The organism is Rhodococcus sp. 05-339-2 (assembly GCF_002258965.1).
In the GTDB taxonomy this organism is placed as follows: Bacteria; Actinomycetota; Actinomycetes; order Mycobacteriales; family Mycobacteriaceae; genus Rhodococcoides.
On the sequence record NZ_NOYW01000021.1, the window covers coordinates 308,711 to 333,592 of the forward strand.

The following is a 24,882-nucleotide window of genomic DNA, read 5'->3' on the forward strand; positions in this document are numbered from 1 at the left end:
ATGAATCCCGTCGACCGATGTCAGTTTTGTCGGTCGTCCGCGACATACTGAACGAGCGATCCCGGTGGCTCGACAGTGCTATTAAAAACCGGGTCGGTCGGTTTTTAAGGGGCTTCATGAGTTTGAGTTACGCAGCAACCGTTCCACGACACCTCGTGCATCGGCGGTCTCCGGCCGACGTTCTGTTGACCGATTACGAGACCGTCGACGGCACCCATCGGGCGGCGGTCCAGTTGCCCACATCGCATCGCATGTTCGCGCCGGTTCGCCGAACCCACGACTCGTTGATGGTGGCCGAGGCTCTACGCCAGGCAATCAGCCTCTTCTCTCACGTCAACCACGGCGTGCCACTCGATCACGTGGTGTTCATCGAGCACTCTCGCTTCGAGATCCTGGACCCGCTGTCGGTCGACGACATCGAAGACTCGCTTGTCGCAGAGTCGATCACGACCGACGTGACGTTCGAGAACGAGTCGCTGGACAACATGAAGCTCTCGGCCCGACTCCTGAACGGCACCCACCTCGTCGCGTCGGGGACGGCGTCGGTCCGGACCATCGGACCCGAGGTGTATTCGCAGGTTCGGAAGTCGACCGTTGCCGACCCCCACTTCCGTTTCCTGCCGGCCGGAACCGAGGTGGTCCCGCCGTCCTCCGTCGGACGCCTCGATCCGTCCGACGTGGTGCTGGCGCGGCACACATCCGACGGAACCATCGTCGTCGCGCCGGATCCGCGCAACCTGGCGATGTTCGACCATTCGGTCGAGTACCTGCCGGGCGTCACGATGCTCGAGGCAGCCCGTCAGGCTCTACGCTTGGCCACCGGAACACCGGCACTGGATTTCACCTCCTGCGAGGTGAGGTTCATGGGATTCGCCGAGTGGACCAACCCGTGCTCGGTGATCGTCGACACGGACTCCACCGACGGCGTCTTCCGTATTCAGTTCGAGCACGACGGCGCGGTGCTGTCGGCGATGTCCGTCACGGCGACGTCCGAACCGTGGTTGGCTCCTACCGATCGCTCCAGTCGATAAGGGCGTCCTCGGCAACTGACATCGCCCGCGGGAGACGTCGGCGCGGCACCACCGCGGGCAGCAACATCTGCCACATCTCGGTCAGCCGCTGCTGTAGATCGGCACGTCCGGTCAGCATCTCCGAGACCGTCTGCACGCCGGTGAACGACGCGACGATGTAGCGGCCGAGCGTGAGTGCGTCCATACCGTCGACGATGTCGCCCTCGGCCTGAGCGCGTGCGGCCAGATCGCCCATCTTGCCGACCCAGTCCTCGAACGCTTGCGCGTTGGGACTGCCCACGATGGCCGACTCCAACGTCAACCGCATACCCCCGCGGGCGATCGATTCGGTCTGCAGTTGGCGTCCCAACTCCTTGCTCACCAGGATCAAGGCGTCCAACGCTTTCGGCGTCCGCTCGATGACGATGGCGCTCGCACTCGCCGCCATGGCCAGTTGCGCGTCGATCACGGCCTGCGCCAGATCTTCCTTGGACGAGAAATGGAAATACATCGCGCCTTTGCTGACCCCGGCATGCGCGATGATGGTGCTCAAACTTGCTGTGCCGTAACCGAACTTCTCGAAACTGGCGGCAGCACCTTCGAGTACGGCCTGCCTGGTGGACGCTGCACGCTCCTGCATCGGTCGACAATAACTGTTACCCGGGTTCGCGGCACGGCGTGCAGCAAGACATTCTCCTGCGAATTGATGGCAGGCTGAGACCATGGTCGATACGAGCGCAGGAATTCTGTTGTACCGCGTCGGAGTCGACGGTCCGGATGTGCTGATCGCTCACCCCGGCGGACCGTTCTGGGCTCGCAAGGACGACGGAGCCTGGTCGATCGTCAAAGGTCTGATCACCGACGGCGAAGACCCGTGGACGGCGGCGCAGCGAGAATTTCGCGAGGAAGTCGGGATCGACGTTCCGGCGGGAGATCACATCGAACTCGGCACGGTCACGCAGCGCGGCGGGAAGATCGTCACCGCGTTCGGCGTCGAGTCCGATCTGGATGTGTCGAATGCGGTGAGCAACACATTCGAGATCGAATGGCCTCCGAAATCCGGCATCATGACATCGTTTCCCGAGGTCGACCGCGTCGAGTGGTTTCCACTGGCTCAGGCGAGAGCGAAGTTGCTCGCCTCGCAGCACCCATTTCTGGACGCGCTGGAGGCGGTTGTCGCGGCACGGTAGTTTCGGCGCGGGTTCCCAGGGTATCCACCGGCCGGAAATGACGAGGGTCGCGGATGCAGGGTGGGAATCGAATCATGACGACGATGGATACGGCGGGCGCGAAAACCGTCTCGGAGGGAACTCGTGCCGAGACTTCGGTCGTGGATACATCTGTCGTGGAGACATCCCTCGTGGAGACTCAGTGGGGTGGCCGAATCGTCGCATCGGCGTTCGTGGTTCTGGCCGGCGGACTGTCGTGGGTCTTCGTCGCAACGGCAATGATCGGCCAGTGACCGAGGATCGGTCGACCGATACCGCCCGGCGACAACGACGAAGGACAACACAGTGACCGACGGCATCGCCTCTGCAACCCCACCGGCAACGGAGGTTCCCAAACGCGCCTGGCAGGCGCTCGTGGTCCTTCTACTCGGAATGTTCATGGCGTTGCTCGACACCACGATCGTCAACGTGGCGCTCCCGACGATCAGCACCACGTTGGAAGCGTCGGAGTCGGTTCTGTCGTGGATCATCTCGGGGTACGCACTCGCCTTCGGCCTGGCTCTCATCCCGGCAGGCAAGGTGGGCGACCGGATCGGCCACAAGTGGGTCTTCTTTACCGGGCTCGCCCTCTTCACCCTCGCGAGTTTCGCGTGTGGGCTGGCTCAGGACGACCTGCAGCTGGTCGTCGCGCGAGTCGTGCAGGGTCTGGCCGGCGGTATGTTCGTCCCCGCGGTCACGGCGTTCATTCAACTGCTGTTTCCAGGTCCGGTGCGAGGCAAGGCATTCGCCATCATGGGTGCGGTCATCGGCGTCTCGACGGCGCTCGGACCGATCGCGGGCGGCCTCATCATTCAGGCTTTCGGCGACGAGAACGGCTGGCGGCTGGTCTTCTGGGTCAACCTACCGATCGGAATCGTCGGTCTTGTCGCGGCTGCAGTGCTGCTCCCCAGCAAGACCGACACCGAACCGACGGCCCGCCCAGGAATCGACTGGCTCGGACTGTTGCTCATCTCGGCAGGTCTCATCGCACTGCTCGTTCCGCTGATCGAGGGCCAGGAATCGGGCTGGCCGATGTGGACTTACCTGACGATCGCCGCAGGCCTCGGCCTCATCGCGCTGTTCGGCCGGTGGGAAGTGATCCGGAGCGGCCGCGGACAGAATCCGTTGGTGCCGCCTCGATTGTTCACCCGTCCGGCGTTCACCGGAGGTGTGATCCTCGCGCTCGTCTACTTCGCCGCCTTCACGAGCATCTTCTTCACCATCTCGCTGCTGTGGCAGACCGGGCTGGGCAACACGGCACTGGCATCGGGACTGGTGTCCATACCGTTCGCCATCGGCAGCATCATTGCCGCCTCGCAGAGCAACAGGCTGACGATCCGGCTCGGTCGTACCGTTCTCGTACTCGGGGCCTTGCTCGTCTCGATCGGGCTGATCTGGCTGTGGATCATCCTTGCGACCAGCTCCGCCGACACGATCTCGCACTGGACGTTGCTGGTTCCACTGTTCATCGCAGGTCTGGGCAACGGCGCGTTCATCGCACCCAACGCGCAGTTCATCGTCGCGACCGTCGATCGCGACGACGCGGGAGCCGCGAGCGGGGTCATCTCCACCATGCAGCGCGTCGGCTCGGCGATCGGCATCGCCGTCATCGGCAGTGTGCTGTTCGGATCTCTGAACATCACCGGCCCCGATACCGTCGGCTCCGGTTTTCTGCACGGCGCGGCCATGGCGATGGCCGTGAGTGCCGCGTTCAGTCTCGTGGCACTGGCGTTGGTGTTCGCGCTCCCCAAGAAGGTCCAGAGTGGGCACTGAGCGCACAGCTCAGGACTTCAAGCCCTTGCTGTGCCGATCGACCACGGTTGCTGCGAGGTCGGCGATCTTGACGTTCAGGTCCTGAGAGGACTTACGCAACAGGGCGAACGCCTCGTCGCCGGACACATCGTGCAGAGCCATGATCAGGCCGATCGCCTTGCCGATCTCACGGTTGCTCTCGAGTCCGTCACGCAGAGTCGACGCCTCCTGACCGTTCATGACCGCAGCAACGGCGACGGCCGTGAACGCCGTCAGAATGATCGCCTTGCTCGCGCTGTCGGCGTCGAACACGCCCGGCTCGTCGGTGAACAGGTTGAGCGCGCCCACCTTCTGATCGTCCACCTTCAGGCGAAATCCCATGGCCCCTCGCACCGGCGTGCGGTTCAACACACCGCGAGCCATTGCGGGCCACTGCGTCGGTGTCCGGAAGTCGGCCTCGAGCTGCGCCGCCTCGCTGGTGATCGCGTCCAGACACGGGCCTTCGCCGGTGGCGCGCTCGATGTCGTCGATGACACGAGCGACGTCGTCGGAGGCCGCAACGGTGACGGGCTTTCCATGACGCATCAGCATCAGGCTGGCGTGATCGCAGTGGGGAACGATCAGCACGGCGGCATTGCAGATCGCGGTGTAGATCTCTTCCGCGCTGCTGCCTCGGTACACGATGTCGGCCAGTGCGGCGAACACGGTGGCCGGGTCGGTCACCGGGCCGTCGGTGGAGCCTGCAGGAACGGCTGGAGGTCCGCTCGGCTGCGATTCGTCGTTCATTGGTTACTTCCGTCCAGTGTGTGAGCATCGAGTGACCGGGACTCGGAGTGCATCAACCGTACCGTCACCGGATCGGGTGGCCGATAGGACGGGTCTCGGCAGTAGCCTCGACTGGTGAGCGACGCACAAGGATCCACCGGTTTCGAGTACGGCCACGACGGTCCGAAGTCGATCGTGGTGGGTGTCGACGGTTCCGATTCCTCCTGGCGCGCCGCCGCCTATGCGGCAGGGCTCGCTCGTAGGCAGCGGTCTCTGCTGGTGTTGGTGTACGTGCAACCCATTGCGACGGCGTCGTGGGGCCAGGCCGGCATCTCGCTCGTCGAAACCGGCCAGCAGATAGCCGACGAGTTGCTCGAGTACGTTCGTGCCTCCGCTGCACGATTCGGGGATCGGGAACACGTGCGGTGGGAGTTCCGGACCGCGCAGGGCGACCCGTACAACGGGCTGATCGCCGTGGCAGAGCAACTGCGCACCGACGCGGTCGTAGTGGGGGCGTCCGAGACTGCGGGCCACCGAATCGCAGGTTCGGTGGCGGTGCGGTTGGTCAAGGCGGGCCGCTGGCCGGTGACCGTGGTGCCCTGAACGATCCGAAATCGAGCCTGTCTGCCGTCGGCCCTGTAAAAATAGGCAGTCACCTCGTCGGATGCGAGGCGGACGTGGTGCCGTTCTCGAGGATCCGAGGAGTTCCATGGCTGGGCTGTCGCGTCGACAATTCATCGCTCGGGTGGGCGCGCTCGCGGCGGCCTGGGGAATTGCACCCCACGTGCTGGGTCAGGCTCTCGTTGCGCGCGCCCAACCTGTGGAGGCGGACGGGACCGGAACACTGGCGCAGACGATCCTGCGAACCTCGACCGGACCGGGCAAGTACCGCGTACTCGGTACCGGACCGGGGGAGCCCTACGTCGCTCGCCTGGACGTCCTCGGACGAGCGCCGAGTCCGTCGAGGGTGCAGTCCCGGCGGTCGTTGCTCTACCTCGGACACCTCTCGGACATGCACGTCATCGATGCGCAGTCGCCCGGACGGATCGAGCCGATGATCGTCTCCGACCATGCCGCCTGGGGCTCGGCGTTCCATCCGCAGGATCCGCTGACCGTGCACGTCACCGCGGCGATGGTAAAGGCGTTCGCGGATGCGCGGATCAGCCCGGTCACCGGCGCACCGATGGGGGCGGCCGTGGTCACCGGGGACAGTGCCGACATGCATTCTCATCTCGAACTACGCTGGTACATAGACGTTCTCGACGGAGTCCCGGTTCGGCCGACGAGCGGGGCCGCGAACGTCTTCGAGGGTGTTCAGGCCTGGCCGGAGGCGCAGTGGGCCTATCGGCCCGGTGACCCGTCGGGAGGATCGTTCGGCGACTACGGATTCCCGACGCTTCCCGACCTTCTCGACCAGGCGATATCGGGCACCGTCGAATCGGTGGGTCTACCCGTGCCGTGGTACTCGGTGTACGGCAACCACGACACCCTGTTGCTCGGCACCTTCGATCTGTCCTCGCAACTGCACGCGCTCGCTGTCGGTGGTCGCAAGGCGTACACGCTCGAGGCGACAGCCACCTCGGCCCTTGCCGGCTATGCCTCGACCGCGAGTCCGCTGCAACGAATGGTCGATGCGCTCGGCGTGGGATCCGGTGCGCGACCGGGGTTTCGCGCGGTGTCCGCCGATCCGGCTCGATATCTGTTCGAGCAACGCGAGTTCATGGCGGAGCACTTCGAGACCACCCCGACGCCGGGTCCGATCGGTCACGGCTTCACCCAACACAACCTCGACTCCGGCGAGACCTGGTGGACCGCAGACCCCACCCCGAACATTCGCACGTTCGGGCTCGACACGTGCAATGCCGTCGCCGGCCCCGACGGTGCGGTTCCGGAGAACCAGTTCGAATGGCTCACCCAGCAATTGGAGCGGGCGCAGGCAGAGAACAAGCTCGTGCTGATCTACACGCACCACAACAGCCTGACACTGGAGAACCGAGCACAGCGGCCAGGGCCATCGGTGAAGCTCTACGGCGCAGACGAATTCGTCGATCTGCTGCTGAAGTATCCGGTGGTGATCGGCTGGCTCAACGGCCACACCCACCAGAACCAGATTCTGGCGCACTCGCGAGACGGACGAGGATTCTGGGAGATCACGACCGCGTCGTGCATCGATTTCCCGCAGCAGCAGCAGGTGGTCGAGATCGTCGACAACCGAGACGGGACACTGTCGCTGTTCACCACCGTTCTCGATCACGCATCTCCGGTCACGCCCGGAAACAGCGGCAGCTACCTGGATCTGGCGTCCCGTAGCCGTGAGTTGGCGGCCAACGACTGGGCCGAGAATCCGCTGATGCGGAGGGGTTCGCGCCTCGATCGCAACACCGAGCTGCTCCTGCCTGCACCGTTCGATCTGAGCAGCATCACCGACGCCGCGCTCGAGCAGCAACACCTGGACGAGCACGCGAGACTGATCGCCTACGAGACGAGGCAGGGCCGATGAACAGTGTTCGCAGGACGATCCTGCTGTTGTCTGTGCTGGTGGCGTGCGCGGGGTGCTCGCAGACCGCCGCACTCGCCCCGGTCGGTGGTGCCGAGCTCGGTGACCTCCGCTACGCAGTGAACGACGTCTTGTTCGAGAAGGGGATCGAGATCCTGGTCGCACCGGTGTGCTCGGGTACCGGAGCCGATATCGAATGTGCCGGGGAGACAACCGACAACGAGGCGATCACCGGTTCGGCCACCTCGGACGACGCGAGCACCGTCGAGGTCAAGGTCGGTACGGAGGTCCTCTACTCGGGATCGGTGCAGGACGTGCTCGATCGCAATTCGACGGTCGGTGCACCGTGAGGGGGAGTGCGGTTCTCGCTGCCGTGGTGGTCGTGTCGGCACTGGTTCAGGCGCTGACCGTACTGGGGGATCCGGTTCCGACGTCGTCCCTCGGTTTCGCGGGGCTGGTTGCGGCCTCCGCCGCGGCACTGGTGATCGCACTGTGGATCACCGCATCGACGGCACTCGACGTGGCGGACGGCAAAGCGTCCGATGCACTGGGTCGGGCGTGGCGACGGCCGCGTGTCCTGATGTGGTGCGTGGCGTTGACTCTGGTGGCCGTTGCGCTGGCGATTCTGTTCCCACTGCTTCCGATCATCGTGATTCTGGTTGCGCTGCTGGTGCTTCCGGCCGTGGCCGACGGGCAACAAAATCCGTTCCGCGCAGCGTCGGCGACTGTCCGGCAGTCCCCGGGGCGGTGCGCAATCGCGGCAGTCGTCACGATTGTTGCCTACGTCCTCGCCTGGGTCGTGGCACTGGTACTGGGCTTCTTCGTCACCGGTGTTGTGGCCGCGTTCGTCACGTGGCTGTGGTTCGGGGCGAATACCGCTGCGTTGCTAATCCTTTGGTCGCGGCTGTATCGAAGGGCGGCGATGCTTCGACTGCACTCAGCCGCGGGCTCGCCGACCGGCCGCGGCCTCGGCGACGATGTGCGCGATTCGAGCTGAGCGAGTGGCGTCTCGCGCAGCGCTGACGACCCACCACAGCATCTGTTTGCGGGCACTGGGCGGAAAACCGTCCCAGGTGCTCCGGGCGTTCGGGTCTCGGTTCAGGGCAGTTGCCAGTTCGAGTGGTTCCTCGAGGTCTTCGACCTGATCGGCAATCGTCCACCAGCCGTTGGCCTTCGCGGCAGCGATGGCACGTCGGCCTGCTTCGGTCATGAGGCCGCTGTCTTCCATATCGGCTGCGCGTTTTCGGTTGAGCCGGGTCCACGGACTCTTGGGCCTGCGTGGCGTGAACATCTGCACGCTGCGCTCGTCGTCGAGGTTGCTGCCGGTGGAATCGATCCAACCGAAGCAGATGGCTTCCTCGACGGCGTCCGGGTACGGGCACCGTGACCGGGTGGTGGTGTTGCGCCACGAACACAGCCACACGCCACGGGTGGATGCATGATGGAGCTCGAGCCAGGTACGCCACTGTGTCCGAGTCTCGGCGTGAAAAATCGGGTACTCGAACTTCCACGTCGGCGGGTGGTCGGATGCTGTCGGCGGCTCCGGTGACGTCACGTGCTCGCGCAATCTACTGCTGCCGGTGCCACCTCGCCGCGGTTCCACATTGCTTCAGTGTGCTCGCCGTCGAGGAAATCTGCTGCCCCATTGTCGGGTGAAGATCGCGAACGCCGGACCTCGTCGTGGGGCGGGCGGGGCTCGAACCCGCGACCAATGGATTATGAGTCCACGGCTCTAACCGACTGAGCTACCGCCCCATGCCCGTACCAGGTACGAGCCTGCAGAATCGTACAGAATCGCGTCGCCTCGACGGTTCATCGGGGCGCTATTTCGCCCTCACCTGCACCGGGACCCCGTTCAAGATCGCATTGGCCGAGACGGCGTCGACCCGGCCCGGGTCGGTGATGTCGTTGACACTGGGGCCCGTCACCGTCGTGGCAACGGACAGCTCCACGCCGGGGCGCTGATGCCCGAAGCCGTGCGGCATGCTCACCACGCCCGGCATCATCTTGTCCGATGCCGCCACCTCGATGTCGACGGTTCCGGCGGCGGAGGTCACCGACACCATCGCCCCGTCCTCGATGCCGCGGTGTTCCAGGTCGTCCGGGTGGGCCAGAAGCTGATGTCGCGCTTTGCCTTTGGTGAGCCGGGCGGTGTTGTGCATCCAGGAGTTGTTGCTGCGCAGGTGTCGCCGACCGATCAGCAACAACTCGTCACCGGTCGCAACGGGGCTCGAGTGCATCAGGTCCACCAACGCGGGAAGTTCGGCAACAACGATGTCCTGAATCAGCTGTACCCGCTTGTCCCGCGTCTTCAGCTTCTGCGGGAAGCCGGGCCGCAGGGGTCCGAGATCGACACCGTGGGGGTTGGCTCGAAGCTTCTTGAGCGACAACCCTTTTCGTTGACTGCGGAGCAGGATGTCCAGGGTGCGCGCGGGGGACAGGCGCAGGCGCGCCTCGCTGATCACGCTCTTCGGAGTCAATCGCGACTTCACTCGACCGATCGTCGAACCGGCCATCGCGCTCTTGTAGCGGAGTGACAGGTCTCGGAATATCTCCCAATCATGCTTTGCGTCGGCCTTCTTGGGCAGGACCGCCGGCATGTACTTGGCAGTGTTGTGTACCGCGAAGGAATTGAAGATCAGGTCGTAGTGGTCGCGTTCGAGAGACATCGTCGGCGGCAGAATCACGTGTGCATGACGCGAGGTCTCGTTGATGTAGAAGTCGAACGACACCATGAAATCGAGACTCGCGAACGCGTCGTTCAGGGTGGTACCGCCCGGCATCGACAGCACCGGATTGCCGGACAGAACCGCCATCGCGCGGATCTGGTCCTTGCCCTCGGTGGTGATCTCGTCGACGAGCGTCGAGCAGGGGTATTCGCCTGCGAACTCGGGCAGGTCGCGAACGCGGCTGCGCCACTTGTCGAAATGTCCGCGGCCGACGATGCCCTGCTTGATCAGATCGATCGCAGGATCGGTCACCATGGCACCGCCGGGGCGGTCGAGATTGCCGGTGATGATGTTCAGTACCTGAATCGCCCACTGGCACACGGTGCCGAACTGCTGGGTCGAGACCCCCATTCGGCCGTATGCCACCGCGGACTTCGCCGACGCGAAATCACGTGCCAGGGCCGAGATGTCCTCCGCGGCGATCCCCACGACCGGAGCAACGGATTCGGGGGTGAATTCGGCGACGAGGTCGGCGATGCGATCGGCGCCGTCGATGTAGTCGGCCACGCGCACGGTGCCGTCGGCGACGATGACGTGGATCATCGCGAGCAGGAGCAATGCATCGGTGCCGGGGCGAACGAAGAAGTGCGTGTCGGCGATGTCGGCGGTCTCGGTCTTGCGTGGATCGACCACGACCAGGCGTCCGCCGCGTTTACGCAGTGCCCGCGCTCTCTTGGCGAAATCGGGGACGGTCATCATGGAGCCGTTGGACGCCATCGGGTTGCCGCCGAGTACGAGAAAGAAGTCGGTGCGGTCGATGTCGGGGATAGGCAGCAGCAGTTGATGCCCGTACAGCAGGTGATCGACGAGCTGATGCGGGAGCTGATCCAGCGAGGTGGCGGAGTATCGATTACGCGTCCGCAGGAGCGAGGTGAAGGGAATACCGTGGGTCATCGCACCCATCGAATGCACGTTGGGGTTGCCCTGATAGAGACCGACCGCATTGCGCCCGTACTTCTTGCGCGTCGAGATCAGGCCGTCAGTCACGAGGTCGTATGCCTCGTCCCAGCCGATCTTCTCCCACTTCTCACCCACACGTTTGACCGGTGTGGTGAGTCGATCGGTATCGGCGTGCAGGTCGATCAACGACAGAGCCTTCGGGCAGATGTGACCGCGCGAGAGCGGGTCCTTCTCGTCACCGCGGACGGACGTGACCGCATCGTTCTCCACCGTGAACTCGAGCCCACAGATCGCCTCGCACAGATTGCACGAGCCATACACAACCGACATCGCATTCCTCCCACTCAGGTGCTGCGAGCGTAGCCCGGCGGGGGACCGGGGCACCGTCATCGACCGACAATTAGGCTCGTGAATCGTGACCACCCTCGATCTCACGTCCTCCTGGCCCGTCGACCACGTCAGTGCAGCAGTCGTCACCGACTCCGGAGTTCGTGAGGAGGTCGGCGACACCGATCGCGTCTACGAGCTGGCCTCGGTCACCAAACTGCTCAGTGCCTACGCAGTCCTCGTCGCCGTCGAGGAAGGTGCGGTGGAGCTCGATCAACCCGCAGGGCCGGAAGGGTCGACGGTGCGTCACCTGCTGGCACACGCGTCGGGCCTGGCGTTCGGCGACCGCACGGTCCAGGCACCGGCCGGCACCAAGCGGATCTACTCGAGCTCCGGGTTCGAGGTACTGGCCGAACTGATCGAGACCGAAGCAGGCATCGCCTTCCCGGACTACCTCGACGAGGCCGTGTGCCGGCCACTGCAGATGACGAACACCGCGCTACCGGGATCGGCAGGCCACGGTGCCAGCTCCACCCTGGCGGACCTGAAGAAGTTCGCGGCGGAGTTGTTGGAACCCACGCTCCTCGCGTCGCAGACCCTCTCGTCGGCGACGGCTGTGCAGTTCCCCGGCCTCAACGGGATCGTGCCCGGGTACGGATCGCACAGGCCGTGCGACTGGGGACTCGGGTTCGAGCTGCGCGGTGAGAAGAGCCCGCACTGGACCGGAAGCGGCAACTCGTCGGCCACGTTCGGTCACTTCGGTCAGGCCGGAACGTTCCTGTGGGTGGACCCGTCCGTGCGGACGACATGCGTGGTGTTGACCGACCGAGCCTTCGGAGACTGGGCGAAACCGCTGTGGCCGGAGCTCTCCGATGCCGTTCTTGCAGGGTGAATGCCGATCGTTCACAGATTGCACTGGCGCAACAGGGGTAACTCGGGGCACACTAGTACACATACGTGTTGATTGACTGCAGCCAGCCGAAGCATGTCGAGGTCGTTGGGGAAGACGTCCCTCGTCGAAGCTGGAGGTAGTGCAATGCGTGGATCGAATCAATTCGCAGAAGCGACGTCGGGTGTCGTGTACATCCACTCGTCGCCCGCTGCGTTGTGCCCGCATGTCGAATGGGCGTTGTCCGACGCCCTCGATTGCCGTGCGAATTTGAAGTGGTCTGCGCAGCCGGCCTCCGACGGGCAGCTGCGCGCCACCACCGACTGGGTAGGCCCGGTCGGCACCGGAGCGACCCTCGCCGGCATCCTGCGCTCGTGGCAGATGCTGCGCTTCGAGGTGACCGAAGACCCCAGCGAAGGCGTCGACGGCGAACGATTCTCGCACGTACCCGGTCTGGGGCTGTGGCGTGGATCGACGAGCGCGAACGGTGACGTGGTCCTCGGCGAGATGCGTTTGCGCGCCCTCATGGAGAACAACCAGGGCAACCTCACCGCGGCCGTGGAGCACGCTCTCGGGTCGGACTGGGACGCCGCCCTCGAGCCGTACCGCACCGGGGGAGCCGGAGCCGAAGTGACGTGGTTGAGCCGCAACGTCGGCTAGTGGTGAGAGTTGCTGGGGGTTCGGTGTCGCGGTAGTTTCGCGGGCGTGCCTGGGGTAGGCATGTGGGAACGACCGTGGAGTGGTGAGTTCGATGTTGTCGACCGGAAAAGTGATTCGATTCGACGAATTCAAGGGGTACGGATTCGTAGCGCCGGACGAGGGCGGCGAGGACGTGTTCATTCACGTCAACGATCTGGATTTCGACAAGAGGCTGTTGGCACCGGGTGTTCGCGTCGAGTACGTCGCCGTCGACGGTGACCGAGGGCTCAAGGCCACCCAGGTACAGATAATCGACGGTCCCGCATCGACTGCGCTGGTGACCCGACACAAGCCCGACGTGCCGTACCACCACACCGTGCCGGTGACCGACCATCAGAACCTCGAAGACGTCATCTGCGACGTCCTGTCCGAGGCGGACTTCACTGCCGAGGTGACCGAGGCACTGTTGACGTCCAACGGAACCGTGACGGCAGCGCAGATCCTCGACATCCGATCAGCGATGCTGCGAATGGCTCACGACCACAAGTGGATCGAGAACTGACCGACGGGTAGCCCCTCCATCCTGCCCTGCAGCCCGTTCGGTTCCGGATGAATGTGGCTTCGTTGCACTCGGAGCGCTATTGATCCACACCGTGAATGGACCATTACATACGTCTGGGCGCTGCAAGGGTCCATTCACGCGGCCGGGGAGGACGGGGCGGGGGCTGAGTCAGGGCCGCAAGCGAGGACGGTTGATCAGAGCGGAATGTTCTTGTGGTTTCCGCGTGCCGCGGGCGCGGCCGCGAGAGCCTTGGCGACGGTGCTGCGGGTCTTGCTCGGTTCGATGACCTCGTCGACGACACCGATGGCCACAGCACGCTCGACGCCACCTGCGATGCTTTCGTGCTCGACGGTGAGGCGATCGTGCAGTGCTTCGCGCTCCTCCTCGGGAGCGGCCGCGAGAGCCTTCTTGTGCAGGATGCCGACGGCTGCCTTCGCGCCCATCACGGCGACCTCGGAGCCGGGCCAGGCGTAGACCGCAGTGGCACCGAGCGCGCGAGCGTTCATTGCGATGTACGCACCGCCGTAGATCTTGCGGGTCACGAGGGTGACGCGGGGGACCGTGGCTTCGGCGAAGGCGTGCAACAGCTTTGCGCCACGACGCACGACGCCTTCCCATTCCATGCTGACGCCGGGGAGGTATCCGGGTACGTCGACCACCACGACGAGCGGTATGCCGAACGAATCGCACAACCGAACGAAACGTGCTGCCTTCTCGGCGCTTTCGGAGTTCAGGCAACCACCGAGTCGGATGGGGTTGTTGGCGATGACCCCGACGGTGCGGCCACTGATACGGCCGAGGCCGATCACGATGCTGCGAGCCCAGCCGCCCTGGAATTCCTCGAACGTCGATTCGCCTTCGACGTTGTCGAGCAACTCGTGCACGATCGGGTGGACGTCGTATGCGCGACGGTTCGATTCGGGCATCAGAGCCCGGAGGTCGGTGTCACCGTGTTCGGCAGCGGCGATATCGAAGTCGCCCTGCTCGCAGAACATGGACACCAGACGGCGGGCGCGGGTGAACGCGTCCATCTCGCTGTCGGCGACGATGTGGCACACGCCGGACTTCTTGTGGTGGGTGTCGGGGCCGCCGAGCGAGGCCATGTCGACCTGCTCGCCGGTGACGCTGCGGACGACGTCGGGACCGGTGACGAAGACACGTCCCTCGGGAGCCATGATGACGACGTCGGTCAACGCAGGACCGTAGGCGGCGCCGCCGGCTGCGAAGCCGAGGACGACGGAAACTTGGGGGACGAGGCCGGACGCTCGGACCATGGCCTCGAAGACGAGTCCGACGGCGTGGAGAGCTTCGACGCCCTCGGCGAGGCGAGCGCCTCCGGAGTGCCAGACGCCGACGATCGGAGCGCGCTGCTCGATGGCCGTGTCGATGGCGGCGACGATGTGCTTGCAGCCGTCGACGCCCATGGCACCGCCCATGACGGTGGCGTCGGAGCAGTAGGCGATGGTGTGGACGCCGTCGATTTCACCGGACGCTGCGAGGATGCCGGATTTGTCCCGATCGTGCAGCGGGACAGTGGTTCCGGCGTCGAACAGATTCTCGAGGCGGGCGAGTGGATCGCGGGGATCGGTCGAGGTACCGGATCGTGTGACAGGGGCCAGAATAGTCATCGCTTGTCCTTCTTCAGGGCCCCTGAGGGGGCGAGGCCCGAACCGGAACCGTTCCCTGGGAAACGGCCCCGGTCCGGATCATGCACTGCGAGAGCGAGATCGGCTGAGTCGAAGAAACGACTCAGTGCATCACGCCTTTCCGAAGGCGAGCGCTACGTTGTGCCCACCGAATCCGAACGAGTTGTTGATCGCGTAATCGATCTGTCCGACGCGGGGCTCGCCCTTGACGACGTCGAGATCGATCTCGGGATCCTGGTTCTCCAAATTCAGTGTGGGAGGGATGATTCCCTCACGCACTGCCAGCACCGTCAGTACCGACTCGAGAGCGCCGACGGCACCGATCGAGTGGCCCAGAGCGGATTTCGGTGCGTACACCGCTGCGTGATTTCCGACTGCCTTGTTGATCGCCAGCGCCTCGGCGGTGTCTCCGATGGGAGTTGCCGTTGCGTGGGCGTTCACGTGGGTGATGTCGGACTTCTGCAGGCCTGCGGTCTCGATGGCGCGCTGCATCGCACGCGCGGCACCCTTGCCCTCCGGATCGGGAGCCACCAGGTGGAACCCGTCGGAGGTGATTCCGGCACCGAGCAGGCGGGCGTGAATCGTTGCGCCGCGAGCCTTGGCGTGCTCCTCGGTCTCGATGACCATGAGCGCACCCGCTTCACCGAAGACGAAGCCGTCACGGTCCTTGTCGAACGGACGTGACGCACCCTTCGGGTTGTCGTTGTTGGTGCTCATCGCCCGCATCATGGAGAAGCTGGCGATCGGAACCGCGTCGATGTAGCCCTCGACGCCGCCGGTGACGACCATGTCCGCATCGCCCATCACGATCATCCGCCACGCGTGTGCGATGGCTTCCGATCCCGAGGAGCAGGCGGAGACGGGAGTGATGACACCGGCCTGTGCTTTGAGCTCGAGTCCGACGACCGCTGCGGGGCCGTTCGGCATGACCATCTGAACGGCGAGCGGAGACACCTTGCGGTAGCCGCCTGCCTTCATCTTGTCGTTGGCGTCGATCAGCGAATCTCCGCCACCGAGGCCGGTACCGATCGACACACCGAGGCGAAGGGGATCGACGTCGGGGGTTCCGGCGTTCTTCCAGACCTCGCGGCCGAGGACCGTCGACAGTTGCTCGACATAGCTCAGGCGACGAATCTCGACCCGCGAGAGCAGGCTCTGCGGGTTCACCGCGAGGTGTCCGCCGATCCGCACAGGCAGGTCGTACTCGGCGACGAAATCGTCTTCGAGCTTCGCGATTCCGCTGTCGCCGTTCAGCAGACCCTTCCACGTGGCATCGACGTCACCCGCGAGTGACGTGGTCGCAGCGAGGCTGGTGACGACGACACTGGGGAAGCGTCCGTTGGCGGTGGATGGGTTGGTCATGGGCCCTGTCACTCGCTCGCGGAGTCGTCGAGCTTGGCCTTGATAGCTTCCGCGGCTTCGGGGTTCTCCGCTTCGAGCTTCTGGATGTAGTTGACGGCGTCACCGACGGTGCGCAGACCTGCGAGGTCCTCGTCGGGGATCTTCACGCCGTACTTGTCCTCGGTCTGCACTGCGATCTCGACCATGGAGAGCGAGTCGATGTCGAGGTCGTCCACGAAGGACTTCTCGATGGTCACCTCGGACGGTTCGATGCCCGTGACCTCCTCGATGATCTCTGCAAGTCCGGCGATGAGGTCTTCCTGGCTGGCCACTGTTGTGGCTCCCTTCTCTTCTGTGTAGAACGCCGAAGTCATGTGCTTCGAGACGCGGTTGTGCATTTCTGCCACTCGGGGAGTGGAAGTGCGATCCGCAGTGTGTGACGGCGGAGTGTGTGGGGCGAGCTAACCGAGCTCGGCCATTGCGGAGATGTCCGCCGGTGTCTTCAGGCCGAGGTTGGCAACGCCACGCAGTTCGCGTTTGGCGATGCCGACCAGTGCGCCTGCCGGGGGCAGTTCCACAAGTCCGGTGACCTGCGCGGTGCGCAGGTAGGCAGTGCACAGATCCCATCGCACGGGGCGAGTGACCTGAGCAGCAAGCTTGTTCAGTGCGTCGGCACCCGAGGCGACCGGCTGACCGTCCGAGTTGGACAGCAGCGTCCGCGTCGGCTCCGACGGAGTGATCGCGGCAGCGGCTGCGGCAACGGTGTCGCCGGCAGACGCCATGTATCTGGTGTGGAACGCGCCTGCGACCGGCAGTGCGCGAACCCGAGCCTTCTCGGGCGCGCTCTCGGCCAGCTCGGCAAGTTTGGTGAGCAGGCCGGCCGCGACGATCTGACCGGCAGCGTTGACGTTGGCCGGCGCGAGGTCGAGTTCTTCGAGGCGGGCCAGGACGGCAGCTTCGTCTCCGCCGAGCACGGCGGACATGCCGGTCGGTTCGAGTGCACACGCCTTGGCCATTGCTGCGCCACGCACGGCGGCGAGTGAAACGGCGTCGTCGGAGGAGATGACGCCGGCGATGGCAGCGGCGGCGAGTTCGCCCACGGAGTGTCCGGCGACGACGGCGTCCTCGGGGAACAGGCCGCGCGATGCGATCTCCTCGAAGGCGAGCAGGGCCGACGCCACGACCAGGGGCTGGGTCACCGCGGTGTCGGTGATCTCCTCGGCGGTTGCTGTGGTGCCGAGGCGGACGAGGTCGAGACCGGAGGCCTTCGACCACAGTGCGAGTCGGTCTGCCGCACCTGGCAATTCGAGCCAAGGCAACAGCATGCCGGGAGTCTGAGAGCCCTGACCGGGCGCAAGCAACGCAATCACAGGGTTAAGAGAACACTGTCGGGTGCCGAATGAGTGATGTCGCGCTCGATGAACTCTCGACAGGCAATTTGTGGGAACCCTACAAATCGCCTCGTGGGGACTCGCTATCGCCGGAGGGTGATAAAGCGTTACGTGACCACTTCTCCGAATGTGACCTGTGTGACATATGGGGCTGGATGTGCCGGTTCGTGATGCGTTCGAGCCAACCTACCCACCGTTGCCGCGACCCTGAGCACGTACGCGTCGCGCGGGTGAGTGGGGTCGCGACCGGTGACCTCTGCGATGCGCTTGAGCCGATACCGAACGGTATTTGGATGAACAAACAGCTGCCGTGCGCAGGTTTCGACGGCTCCGCCACAGTCGAGATACGCATCGAGGGTGTCGGCAAGTCCAGAACCCGCCGCCGCCAATGGAACGACCACGTGATCGTTCAACGCCGATATCGCCGCACTGTCGTTGAGCAGTGCGCGTTCGGGCAACAACTCGCCTGCGTGCACCGGACGCGGTGCACCACGCCAGCCGGCGACGGCCTGCATGCCGGCGAAGGCTTCCACCGCGCTCGAGTGCGCCGCGCCCAGGGTGCGAGTGGTCGGGCCGATGACCACGGGCCCGTCGGAGAAGTTCTGCAACATGTCCTCGATGAACGCGTGGTGGGCCGGCGTGTCCTCGATCTGGCCGCTGACCACCATCACCAGCCGAGTGCCTTGCACCACGGCGAGTGCCGCGCGGCCGTGCTTCTGCGCCACGGCGTGCACTGTTCCGACCACCGAGACGCCTCGATCGTCCGGGGGAGTACCGACCAACACCGTCGCGGGGGCCGTGGCGTCCCAGTTCAGCGTTGCGGCACGCGAGAGCATGTCCGAGCCGGTGTCCCCACGCACGACGGCATCGACGACGAGAGCTTCGAGGCGGGTGTCCCAGGCGCCGCGAGACTCGGCCGCACTGGCGTAGACCGACGCGGCCGCGAAGCCGAGCTCGCGGCCGTACCGCAGGACGGCCTCGGTCAGGGCCACCAACTGCTGATCGTTGCGAGCCAGCGCCGGAAGCCACTGCTCGAAGAACTCCATCGCCACCCGGACCATGTCGACGGTCTGGCGCAGAGTGAGGCGGCGGGCCAGGTCTTGGGGGATGACCTGGAATGCGTCGAGGCTGAAGCGGATATCGCTGTTCGGGTTCTTGAGCCATTCGAGAAAGTTGTCGACGGCTGTCTGAATCAACAACTGCACGCTTGCGCGTTGGGCTGCGTCGAGATCGCCGAAGAACGGCAACTGTCCCTGCATCGTGGTGACGGCTTCTGTCGAGAGTCGGCCGGAGAACTGTTTGACCCGCCGCAGCAGGGCATCGGGCAGGGGATCGCGCTTCTGGCGTGAGGGAGCCAAGGAGGCGACCGGAAGATGCACTTCGTTGTCCGAGGTCAACGACTCACGCAACGCCTCACGATAGGCGTCGCGTCGGGACACTTCGCGTGTGGAGGCACTGTCCGGGGAACCGGGCTTCGCATCGGACATAAGGAGAACCTACGCCCGACCCCCGCCCACCTCGCGCTGGACGTGCCGCGCGAGGTGGAACGGGGGTCGGGTGATCAGGGGTCGAACCTACGCCGAACCGGTATCGGCGTACGACGTGGGAGCGGCGGTGACGTCGTCGATCTTGTACTTCTCCGCGGCCTCGACGGCCTTGGAGCGGTCGACCTCACCGGATGCCGCCAGAGCCGACAACGTGGCAACGACGATCGACTCGGCGTCGACGTTGAACACTCGACGCGCGGCCGGACGGGTATCGGAGAATCCGAATCCGTCGGTACCGAGAGTGACGTAATCGCCCGGAACCCACTGACGGATCTGGTCCGGAACCGCACGCATCCAATCCGAGGACGCGATGACCGGGCCGTTGGCGTCGGCCAGCGCCGAGGTGACGAACGGAACGCGCTTGTCGGCACCGGGGTTGCGCAGAGACTCCTGCTCGGCCTCGACACCGTCGCGGCGCAGTTCGCCCCACGAGGTCACCGACCAGACGGCCGAACGAACGCCCCACTCCTCGAACAGCAATTCGCGGGCCTTACGGGCCGACACGATGCCGACGCCGGACGCCAGCAGCTGCGCCTCGGGTCCGTCGCCCTCCTGCGGCTCGGCGAACCGGTAGATGCCCTTGAGCAGACCCTCGACGTCGAGGTTCTCCGGCTCGGCGGGCTGTACGTACGGCTCGTTGTAGAGGGTGATGTAGTAGAAGATGTTCTCGCCGCCGAAGCCCTCGACACCTTCGGTTCCGCCGTACATCCGTCGCAGACCGTCCTTGACGATGTGCGCGATCTCGTACGAGAACGCCGGGTCGTAGGCCACGGCCGCCGGGTTGGTCGAGGCCAACAGCAGCGAATGACCGTCGGCGTGCTGCAGACCCTCACCGGTGAGGGTGGTGCGGCCGGCCGTGGCTCCGAGCACGAATCCGCGAGCCATCTGGTCCGCCGCTGCCCAGAGACCGTCGCCGGTGCGCTGGAAGCCGAACATCGAGTAGAAGATGTACAGCGGGATCATCACCTCGCCGTGCGTGGCGTACGAGGTACCGACCGCGGTGAACGACGACGTCGAACCGGCCTCGTTGATGCCCTCGTGCAGGATCTGGCCGACCGAGCTCTCCTTGTAGGCGAGCATCAGCTCCGAGTCCACCGAGGTGTACAGCTGGCCGTTGCGGTTGTAGATCTTCAGCGACGGGAACCACGAGTCCATACCGAAGGTGCGGGCCTCGTCGGGGATGATCGGCACGATTCGGTGGCCGATCTCCTTGTCTCGCAACAGCTCTTTCATGACGCGCACGAGCGCCATGGTGGTGGCGACTTCCTGCTTGCCGGAGCCCTTGCGGAGCGTCTTGTAGGTGTCGTCGCCGGGCTGCGGGAGCGGCTTGACGTCGACCCGCCGCTCGGGGACGAATCCGCCGAGCTTGTTGCGGCGATCGAGCATGTACTGGATCTCGGGAGCATCCGGGCCGGGGTGGTAGTACGGCGGCATGTACGGATCCTTCTCGAGCTCTTCGTCCGAGATCGGGATGTGCTGGAGATCGCGGAACGTCTTGAGATCGTCGAGCGTGAGCTTCTTCATCTGGTGCGTGGCATTGCGGCCCTCGAAGTGCTTGCCGAGGGTGTAGCCCTTGATGGTGTGCGCCAGGATGACCGTCGGCTGGCCCTTGTGCGACATCGCCGCCGCGTAGGCAGCGTGCACCTTGCGGTAGTCGTGGCCACCGCGCTTGAGGTTCCAGATCTCGTCGTCGGACAGATCCTTGACCAGTTCCTTGGTGCGCGGATCGCGACCGAAGAAGTGATCGCGGACGTACCCGCCGTCGTTGGCCTTGTACGTCTGGAAGTCACCGTCGGGAGTGGTGTTCATCAGGTTCACGAGCGCGCCGTCGCGGTCTGCGTGCAGCAGTGAATCCCACTCGCGGCCCCAGACGACCTTGATGACGTTCCAGCCCGCGCCGCGGAAGAACGACTCCAGCTCCTGAATGATCTTGCCGTTGCCGCGGACCGGGCCGTCGAGGCGCTGCAGGTTGCAGTTGACGACGAACGTCAGGTTGTCCAAACCCTCGGTGGCGGCCACGTGCGCGAGTCCGCGCGACTCCGGCTCGTCCATCTCGCCGTCGCCCAGGAATGCCCAGACGTGCTGATCGGAGGTGTCCTTGACGCCGCGGTCGTTGAGGTAGTGGTTGAAGCGGGCCTGGTAGATGGCGTTCATCGGGCCGAGACCCATCGACACCGTCGGGAACTCCCAGAAGTCCTGCATCAGGCGGGGGTGCGGGTACGACGGCAGTCCGCCGCCCTCGTTCACATGACTGGCCTCCTGACGGAAGCCGTCCATGCGCTCGGCCGGGATGCGGCCCTCGAGGAAGGCGCGGGCGTAGATGCCGGGGGAGGCGTGACCCTGGATGAAGATGTGGTCGCCGCCGCCCGGGTGGTCCTTGCCACGGAAGAAGTGGTTGAAGCCGACCTCGTACAGCGCAGCCGACGAGGCGTACGTGGAGATGTGGCCACCGACGCCGACGCCGGGGCGCTGCGCGCGGTGCACCATGATGGCTGCGTTCCAGCGGATCCAGGCGCGGTAGCGGCGTTCCATCGACTCGTCGCCGGGGAACCACGGCTCGTTCTCGGTGGGAATGGTGTTGACGTAATCCGTCGACGTCAGCGACGGCAGCGCGACGCGGCGCTCACCGGCGCGCTCGAGCAACCTGAGCATCAGGTAGCGAGCGCGGTTGGGGCCGGACCTCTCCAACAAGCCGTCGAACGACTCGATCCATTCGTTGGTCTCGTCGTTGTCGATATCGGGCAGGTACGACGCGACACCCTCGCGGATGACGCGGACCCGGCCGTCAGAGCCCTTCTTGCCTGCAGACGATGTGTTCTGCCGTTCGCCGCTGTTCACTTCGGACAACGTGTGCACTCCTCAATGTGGCGGACGCTCGGTGTGGCGTCCGGTCCGGTAGCGCGCCCCTGTGACGGCGCTCTACTTTCCTCGTTCTCGTGATTCCTCCCAATCCTGCTACATCTTCTCGGTTCTGGTAGTACAGAGGTCCGATACCCACCAGTAGAAATTTATGTACGCAATTTCGGCGCGGTCAGCTTGCGCGAACGGCTCCGACCCTGTTCGCTTTGTCTACTGCACCCACAATTCAAGGAGGTCACCACCGTGGTCGCCGCGGCGGACGCTCAGAACTACGCTCAGAAGCTTGGCATCACTCGCGACATGGTCGTACAAGAGCTGGGCTGGGACGAGGACACCGACGATGATCTGCGCGCCGACGTAGAAGATGCGATCGGTGGCGAGACCCTCGACGAGGATTCCGACGAGGTGATCGATGTCGTACTGCTGTGGTGGCGCGACGGAGACGGTGACCTGGTCGACGCACTCATGGATGCCATCGGGCCACTCTCGGACGATGGAATCGTGTGGGTCCTCAGCCCCAAGACCGGCCTGTCCGGTCACGTCGAACCCAGCGAGATCGCCGAGTCCGCCCCGACCGCAGGATTGACGCAGACCTCTGCGGCAAACCTCGGTGACTGGATCGGAAGTCGTCTGGTTCAGCCCAAGACCCCTGCCACCAAGCGGTAGGTCGATGCTCGATACAGGAAGACGGTTCTAGATGCCGATCGAGGTTGGCGCGGTTGCGCCCGACTTCACTCTGAAGGATCAGAACAACCAACTGGTCACGTTGTCGTCGTACAGGAACGTGAAAAACGTTCTGCTCGTGTTCTATCCACTGGCCTTCACCGGCACGTGCCAGGGCGAGCTGTGCAAAGTTCGCGACGAGTTACCGACCTTCGAGAACGACGAGACTGCGATCTTGGCAATCTCGGTGGGTCCGCCTCCGACCCACAAGATCTGGGCTGCAGAACAGGGTTACACCTTTCCGCTGCTGTCGGACTTCTGGCCGCACGGCGAGGTTGCTCAGGCGTACGGCGTGTTCAACGACAGCGCCGGCTTCGCCAATCGTGGAACGTTCGTGGTCGACAAATCCGGAATCATCCGGTTCGCCGAAATGAACGGACCCGGTGAGGCTCGCGACAGTTCGTCGTGGGCCGAGGCTCTCGCACAAGTGAGCTGACCTGCGGAATTGTAGTTAGAGATCAGACACGATAAATTTCTCCAAGCGTTCCGGTGGCCCGGGGTTGTACCCAGGCCACCGGTACTCGGGCGTATAGCTCAGCGGTAGAGCTCTGGTTTTACACACCAGCGGTCGGGGGTTCGAACCCCTCTGCGCCCACCATTCACAGCGATTCTCGGCTCGCCCGAACCTCTCGCACGATCTGCTGCGCCCGGTGTTCCTCGGGCAGTCGATCACCTTTGCCGAAGAGCTTGTGGCGCAATGTGCCCGGTGTGTATTCGGTCCGGTAGACACCCCGCCGCTGCAATTCGGGGACGACGAATCGAACGACATCCTCGAATGTCCCCGGTGTGATGGCGTAGGCGAGATTGAAGCCGTCGACGTCGGTCTCGTCCACCCACTCCTGCAGTTGATCCGCGACTTCGCCGGGGGAGCCGACGATGCGCGGACCGGCACCACCGATGCCGCCCCACTCGGCGATATCGCGCACCGTCCACTCCTTGCCATCGGCACCGATGGACTGGAACGACGCGACGAACGACTGAATCGCATTGCTCTCGACATTGCCGAGCGGCTCGTCGAGCGCGTACCGCGACAGGTCGACGCCCATCCAGCCCGACATGAACACCAACGCACCCTCGGCACTGGCATACGACCGATACTCGTCGTGCTTGGCATGGGCGAGTTCGGATGTCTCATCGGTGACGATGGTGAGCAGCTGATAGATCCGCGCCGAGTACGGATCACGGCCGGCAGCTCGCAACGCTCGACGAACATTCGAAACCGTCTGCGCCAGAATCTTCTTGGTGGGTGCACCGACGAAGATCGCTTCGGCGTTCTGCGCCGCGAACCGTACGCCACGCGGCGACGCGCCGGCCTGGAAGATCACCGGCGTCCGCTGCGGCGACGGCTCGGCCAGATGAATGCCCGGCACCGTGAAGTGCTTGCCGCGGTGTTTGATTCGATGCACCTTGGTGGGATCGGTGAACACACCGGTCTCACGATCGCGGACCACCGCGTCGTCGTCCCACGACGACTCCCACAACTTGTAGAGCACCTCGAGATATTCGTCGGCGTGGTCGTAACGATCGTCGTGCTTCAGTTGATCGTCGTGTCCCATGTTCTGCGCCGCCGACGGCAGGTAACCGGTGACGACGTTCCACCCGATGCGGCCGTTGGTGAGGTGATCGAGCGTGGAGAGCCGACGTGCGAACGGATACGGATGCTCGAAACCGGTACCTGCAGTGATGCCGAAGCCCAGATGCTCGGTGACCGCGGCCTGCGCACTGACGAGCAAGAGTGGGTCCGACACCGGAATCTGCGCGCCGTGCCGAATGGCGGCGTCGTGATTTCCGCCGTACACGTCGTACGTGCCGAGAACGTCGGCGACGAACAGACCGTCGAAAAGGCCGCGCTCCAACAGCTTCGCCCAGATCGGTCCAGTAGCCGAGTTCCTTGTATCGCCACGATTGATCCAGCGGATGACGCCAGAGACCGGGGGACTGATGCGCGACGCAGTTCATGTCGAAGGCATTGAAACGGATCTCGCGTGACACGGGGAACTCCTTCGGCGGGACGGCCTGTCTTCGATATCGACAGCGGTGCGACGCTACCGACGACCTAGGCCGGTGGGAACAGTTCGGATCGTGATGAGTCGATAG

Annotated in this window: 23 protein-coding genes, 2 tRNA genes and 1 pseudogene; 14 read left to right on the forward strand and 12 right to left on the reverse strand. The window is 64.6% G+C overall.

Annotation, left to right across the window (positions count from 1 at the left end; genetic code table 11):
• Nucleotides 1-116 precede the first annotated feature (116 nt).
• On the forward strand, nucleotides 117-1,031 hold the full coding sequence (locus CH273_RS25935) for a ScbA/BarX family gamma-butyrolactone biosynthesis protein (protein ID WP_052049326.1): 915 nt from the start codon (nucleotides 117-119) through the stop codon (nucleotides 1,029-1,031).
• Here CH273_RS25935 and CH273_RS25940 read toward each other — a convergent pair.
• Complete coding sequence (locus CH273_RS25940; protein ID WP_032394476.1) at nucleotides 1,009-1,650, reverse strand: ScbR family autoregulator-binding transcription factor; 642 nt, start codon at nucleotides 1,648-1,650, stop codon at nucleotides 1,009-1,011. The two genes, CH273_RS25935 and CH273_RS25940, sit on opposite strands and share 23 nt — an antisense overlap.
• An 82-nt stretch (nucleotides 1,651-1,732) precedes the next feature.
• Between CH273_RS25940 and CH273_RS25945 the strand changes: the two genes are divergently transcribed.
• From CH273_RS25945 to CH273_RS25955, 3 genes are all read left to right on the forward strand, one after another.
• Nucleotides 1,733-2,200, forward strand: a complete 468-nt coding sequence (locus CH273_RS25945) for an NUDIX domain-containing protein (protein WP_032394475.1) — start codon at nucleotides 1,733-1,735, stop codon at nucleotides 2,198-2,200.
• 140 nt (nucleotides 2,201-2,340) lie between these two features.
• Complete coding sequence (locus CH273_RS28335) at nucleotides 2,341-2,472, forward strand: hypothetical protein (protein WP_256988301.1); 132 nt, start codon at nucleotides 2,341-2,343, stop codon at nucleotides 2,470-2,472.
• A gap of 52 nt (nucleotides 2,473-2,524) precedes the next feature.
• Nucleotides 2,525-3,991: an MFS transporter gene (locus tag CH273_RS25955; RefSeq protein WP_032394473.1), complete on the forward strand. Its 1,467-nt coding sequence runs from the start codon at nucleotides 2,525-2,527 to the stop codon at nucleotides 3,989-3,991.
• 9 nt (nucleotides 3,992-4,000) lie between these two features.
• Here the strand turns inward: CH273_RS25955 and CH273_RS25960 are convergent, their stop codons facing one another.
• Nucleotides 4,001-4,756 carry a GAF and ANTAR domain-containing protein gene (locus CH273_RS25960; protein WP_032394472.1) on the reverse strand — a complete coding sequence of 252 codons (756 nt, stop codon included), beginning with the start codon at nucleotides 4,754-4,756 and terminating at the stop codon, nucleotides 4,001-4,003.
• Between the two features lie 114 nt (nucleotides 4,757-4,870).
• Here CH273_RS25960 and CH273_RS25965 point away from each other — a divergent pair, with 114 nt between their 5' ends.
• The 4 genes from CH273_RS25965 to CH273_RS25980 all read left to right on the forward strand — a co-directional run bounded on the left by CH273_RS25965 (nucleotide 4,871) and on the right by CH273_RS25980 (nucleotide 8,229).
• Entirely contained in the window at nucleotides 4,871-5,338 is a 468-nt protein-coding gene (locus CH273_RS25965) for a universal stress protein (protein ID WP_032394471.1), read from the forward strand.
• Between the two features lie 106 nt (nucleotides 5,339-5,444).
• Nucleotides 5,445-7,235 (forward strand): TIGR03767 family metallophosphoesterase, encoded by a 1,791-nt coding sequence (locus CH273_RS25970; RefSeq protein WP_032394470.1) that lies wholly within the window; start codon nucleotides 5,445-5,447, stop codon nucleotides 7,233-7,235.
• Nucleotides 7,232-7,582 carry a hypothetical protein gene (locus CH273_RS25975; protein ID WP_032394469.1) on the forward strand — a complete coding sequence of 117 codons (351 nt, stop codon included), beginning with the start codon at nucleotides 7,232-7,234 and terminating at the stop codon, nucleotides 7,580-7,582. The genes CH273_RS25970 and CH273_RS25975 overlap by 4 nt, the downstream gene beginning before the upstream one ends.
• Nucleotides 7,579-8,229 (forward strand): EI24 domain-containing protein, encoded by a 651-nt coding sequence (locus CH273_RS25980; RefSeq protein WP_032394468.1) that lies wholly within the window; start codon nucleotides 7,579-7,581, stop codon nucleotides 8,227-8,229. Before CH273_RS25975 ends, CH273_RS25980 begins: the two co-directional genes overlap by 4 nt.
• Here the strand turns inward: CH273_RS25980 and CH273_RS25985 are convergent.
• The 3 genes from CH273_RS25985 to CH273_RS25995 all read right to left on the reverse strand — a co-directional run bounded on the left by CH273_RS25985 (nucleotide 8,170) and on the right by CH273_RS25995 (nucleotide 11,191).
• Nucleotides 8,170-8,835, reverse strand: a complete 666-nt coding sequence (locus CH273_RS25985; RefSeq protein WP_256991364.1) for a YdeI/OmpD-associated family protein — start codon at nucleotides 8,833-8,835, stop codon at nucleotides 8,170-8,172. The two genes, CH273_RS25980 and CH273_RS25985, sit on opposite strands and share 60 nt — an antisense overlap.
• A gap of 78 nt (nucleotides 8,836-8,913) precedes the next feature.
• Nucleotides 8,914-8,987, reverse strand: a tRNA-Ile gene (locus CH273_RS25990).
• A gap of 68 nt (nucleotides 8,988-9,055) precedes the next feature.
• Nucleotides 9,056-11,191, reverse strand: a complete 2,136-nt coding sequence (locus CH273_RS25995; protein WP_032394467.1) for a molybdopterin-dependent oxidoreductase — start codon at nucleotides 11,189-11,191, stop codon at nucleotides 9,056-9,058.
• 85 nt (nucleotides 11,192-11,276) lie between these two features.
• Between CH273_RS25995 and CH273_RS26000 the strand changes: the two genes are divergently transcribed.
• From CH273_RS26000 to CH273_RS26010, 3 genes are all read left to right on the forward strand, one after another.
• Nucleotides 11,277-12,080 (forward strand): serine hydrolase domain-containing protein, encoded by an 804-nt coding sequence (locus CH273_RS26000; RefSeq protein ID WP_032394466.1) that lies wholly within the window; start codon nucleotides 11,277-11,279, stop codon nucleotides 12,078-12,080.
• A gap of 144 nt (nucleotides 12,081-12,224) precedes the next feature.
• Nucleotides 12,225-12,737: a DUF3145 domain-containing protein gene (locus tag CH273_RS26005; protein ID WP_032394465.1), complete on the forward strand. Its 513-nt coding sequence runs from the start codon at nucleotides 12,225-12,227 to the stop codon at nucleotides 12,735-12,737.
• Between the two features lie 91 nt (nucleotides 12,738-12,828).
• Complete coding sequence (locus tag CH273_RS26010; RefSeq protein WP_032394464.1) at nucleotides 12,829-13,278, forward strand: cold-shock protein; 450 nt, start codon at nucleotides 12,829-12,831, stop codon at nucleotides 13,276-13,278.
• Nucleotides 13,279-13,472: 194 nt separating this feature from the next.
• Here the strand turns inward: CH273_RS26010 and CH273_RS26015 are convergent, their stop codons facing one another.
• From CH273_RS26015 to aceE, 6 genes are all read right to left on the reverse strand, one after another.
• Nucleotides 13,473-14,906 carry an acyl-CoA carboxylase subunit beta gene (locus CH273_RS26015; RefSeq protein WP_032394463.1) on the reverse strand — a complete coding sequence of 478 codons (1,434 nt, stop codon included), beginning with the start codon at nucleotides 14,904-14,906 and terminating at the stop codon, nucleotides 13,473-13,475.
• Between the two features lie 129 nt (nucleotides 14,907-15,035).
• Complete coding sequence (locus tag CH273_RS26020; RefSeq protein ID WP_032394462.1) at nucleotides 15,036-16,286, reverse strand: KasA/KasB family beta-ketoacyl-ACP synthase; 1,251 nt, start codon at nucleotides 16,284-16,286, stop codon at nucleotides 15,036-15,038.
• An 8-nt stretch (nucleotides 16,287-16,294) separates the two neighbouring features.
• The gene (gene acpM, locus CH273_RS26025; RefSeq protein WP_045199610.1) at nucleotides 16,295-16,639 is read right to left on the reverse strand and encodes a meromycolate extension acyl carrier protein AcpM; all 345 of its coding nucleotides are present in this window, start codon (nucleotides 16,637-16,639) and stop codon (nucleotides 16,295-16,297) included.
• A gap of 87 nt (nucleotides 16,640-16,726) precedes the next feature.
• On the reverse strand, nucleotides 16,727-17,635 hold the full coding sequence (locus CH273_RS26030; RefSeq protein ID WP_032394461.1) for an ACP S-malonyltransferase: 909 nt from the start codon (nucleotides 17,633-17,635) through the stop codon (nucleotides 16,727-16,729).
• 128 nt (nucleotides 17,636-17,763) lie between these two features.
• Entirely contained in the window at nucleotides 17,764-19,143 is a 1,380-nt protein-coding gene (locus CH273_RS26035; RefSeq protein WP_230596653.1) for a PucR family transcriptional regulator, read from the reverse strand.
• Nucleotides 19,144-19,230: 87 nt separating this feature from the next.
• Nucleotides 19,231-22,050 carry a pyruvate dehydrogenase (acetyl-transferring), homodimeric type gene (gene aceE / locus CH273_RS26040; protein WP_032394725.1) on the reverse strand — a complete coding sequence of 940 codons (2,820 nt, stop codon included), beginning with the start codon at nucleotides 22,048-22,050 and terminating at the stop codon, nucleotides 19,231-19,233.
• 255 nt (nucleotides 22,051-22,305) lie between these two features.
• On the opposite strand from aceE, the gene CH273_RS26045 reads away from it, so the two are divergent.
• The 3 genes from CH273_RS26045 to CH273_RS26055 all read left to right on the forward strand — a co-directional run bounded on the left by CH273_RS26045 (nucleotide 22,306) and on the right by CH273_RS26055 (nucleotide 23,383).
• On the forward strand, nucleotides 22,306-22,728 hold the full coding sequence (locus CH273_RS26045; RefSeq protein ID WP_032394460.1) for a DUF3052 domain-containing protein: 423 nt from the start codon (nucleotides 22,306-22,308) through the stop codon (nucleotides 22,726-22,728).
• Nucleotides 22,729-22,759: 31 nt separating this feature from the next.
• Nucleotides 22,760-23,221 (forward strand): peroxiredoxin, encoded by a 462-nt coding sequence (locus tag CH273_RS26050; protein WP_032394459.1) that lies wholly within the window; start codon nucleotides 22,760-22,762, stop codon nucleotides 23,219-23,221.
• An 87-nt stretch (nucleotides 23,222-23,308) separates the two neighbouring features.
• Nucleotides 23,309-23,383 (forward strand) — tRNA-Val (locus CH273_RS26055).
• 1 nt (nucleotide 23,384) lies between these two features.
• On the opposite strand, the pseudogene CH273_RS26060 reads toward CH273_RS26055, so the two are convergent.
• Nucleotides 23,385-24,777 (reverse strand): annotated as a pseudogene (locus CH273_RS26060) (LLM class flavin-dependent oxidoreductase).
• Between the last annotated feature and the right edge of the window lie 105 nt (nucleotides 24,778-24,882).

Excerpts from the sequence above, each read along its gene's own strand:
- CH273_RS25935 (WP_052049326.1), top strand. The coding sequence starts at position 117 with ATGAGTTTGAGTTACGCAGCAACCGTTCCACGACACCTCGTGCATCGG.
- CH273_RS25940 (WP_032394476.1), bottom strand. The coding sequence starts at position 1,650 with ATGCAGGAGCGTGCAGCGTCCACCAGGCAGGCCGTACTCGAAGGTGCT.
- CH273_RS25945 (WP_032394475.1), top strand. The coding sequence starts at position 1,733 with ATGGTCGATACGAGCGCAGGAATTCTGTTGTACCGCGTCGGAGTCGAC.
- CH273_RS25960 (WP_032394472.1), bottom strand. The coding sequence starts at position 4,756 with ATGAACGACGAATCGCAGCCGAGCGGACCTCCAGCCGTTCCTGCAGGC.
- CH273_RS25970 (WP_032394470.1), top strand. The coding sequence starts at position 5,445 with ATGGCTGGGCTGTCGCGTCGACAATTCATCGCTCGGGTGGGCGCGCTC.
- CH273_RS25975 (WP_032394469.1), top strand. The coding sequence starts at position 7,232 with ATGAACAGTGTTCGCAGGACGATCCTGCTGTTGTCTGTGCTGGTGGCG.
- CH273_RS25995 (WP_032394467.1), bottom strand. The coding sequence starts at position 11,191 with ATGTCGGTTGTGTATGGCTCGTGCAATCTGTGCGAGGCGATCTGTGGG.
- CH273_RS26005 (WP_032394465.1), top strand. The coding sequence starts at position 12,225 with ATGCGTGGATCGAATCAATTCGCAGAAGCGACGTCGGGTGTCGTGTAC.
- CH273_RS26010 (WP_032394464.1), top strand. The coding sequence starts at position 12,829 with ATGTTGTCGACCGGAAAAGTGATTCGATTCGACGAATTCAAGGGGTAC.
- CH273_RS26015 (WP_032394463.1), bottom strand. The coding sequence starts at position 14,906 with ATGACTATTCTGGCCCCTGTCACACGATCCGGTACCTCGACCGATCCC.
- CH273_RS26020 (WP_032394462.1), bottom strand. The coding sequence starts at position 16,286 with ATGACCAACCCATCCACCGCCAACGGACGCTTCCCCAGTGTCGTCGTC.
- acpM (WP_045199610.1), bottom strand. The coding sequence starts at position 16,639 with ATGACTTCGGCGTTCTACACAGAAGAGAAGGGAGCCACAACAGTGGCC.
- CH273_RS26035 (WP_230596653.1), bottom strand. The coding sequence starts at position 19,143 with ATGTCCGATGCGAAGCCCGGTTCCCCGGACAGTGCCTCCACACGCGAA.
- CH273_RS26050 (WP_032394459.1), top strand. The coding sequence starts at position 22,760 with ATGCCGATCGAGGTTGGCGCGGTTGCGCCCGACTTCACTCTGAAGGAT.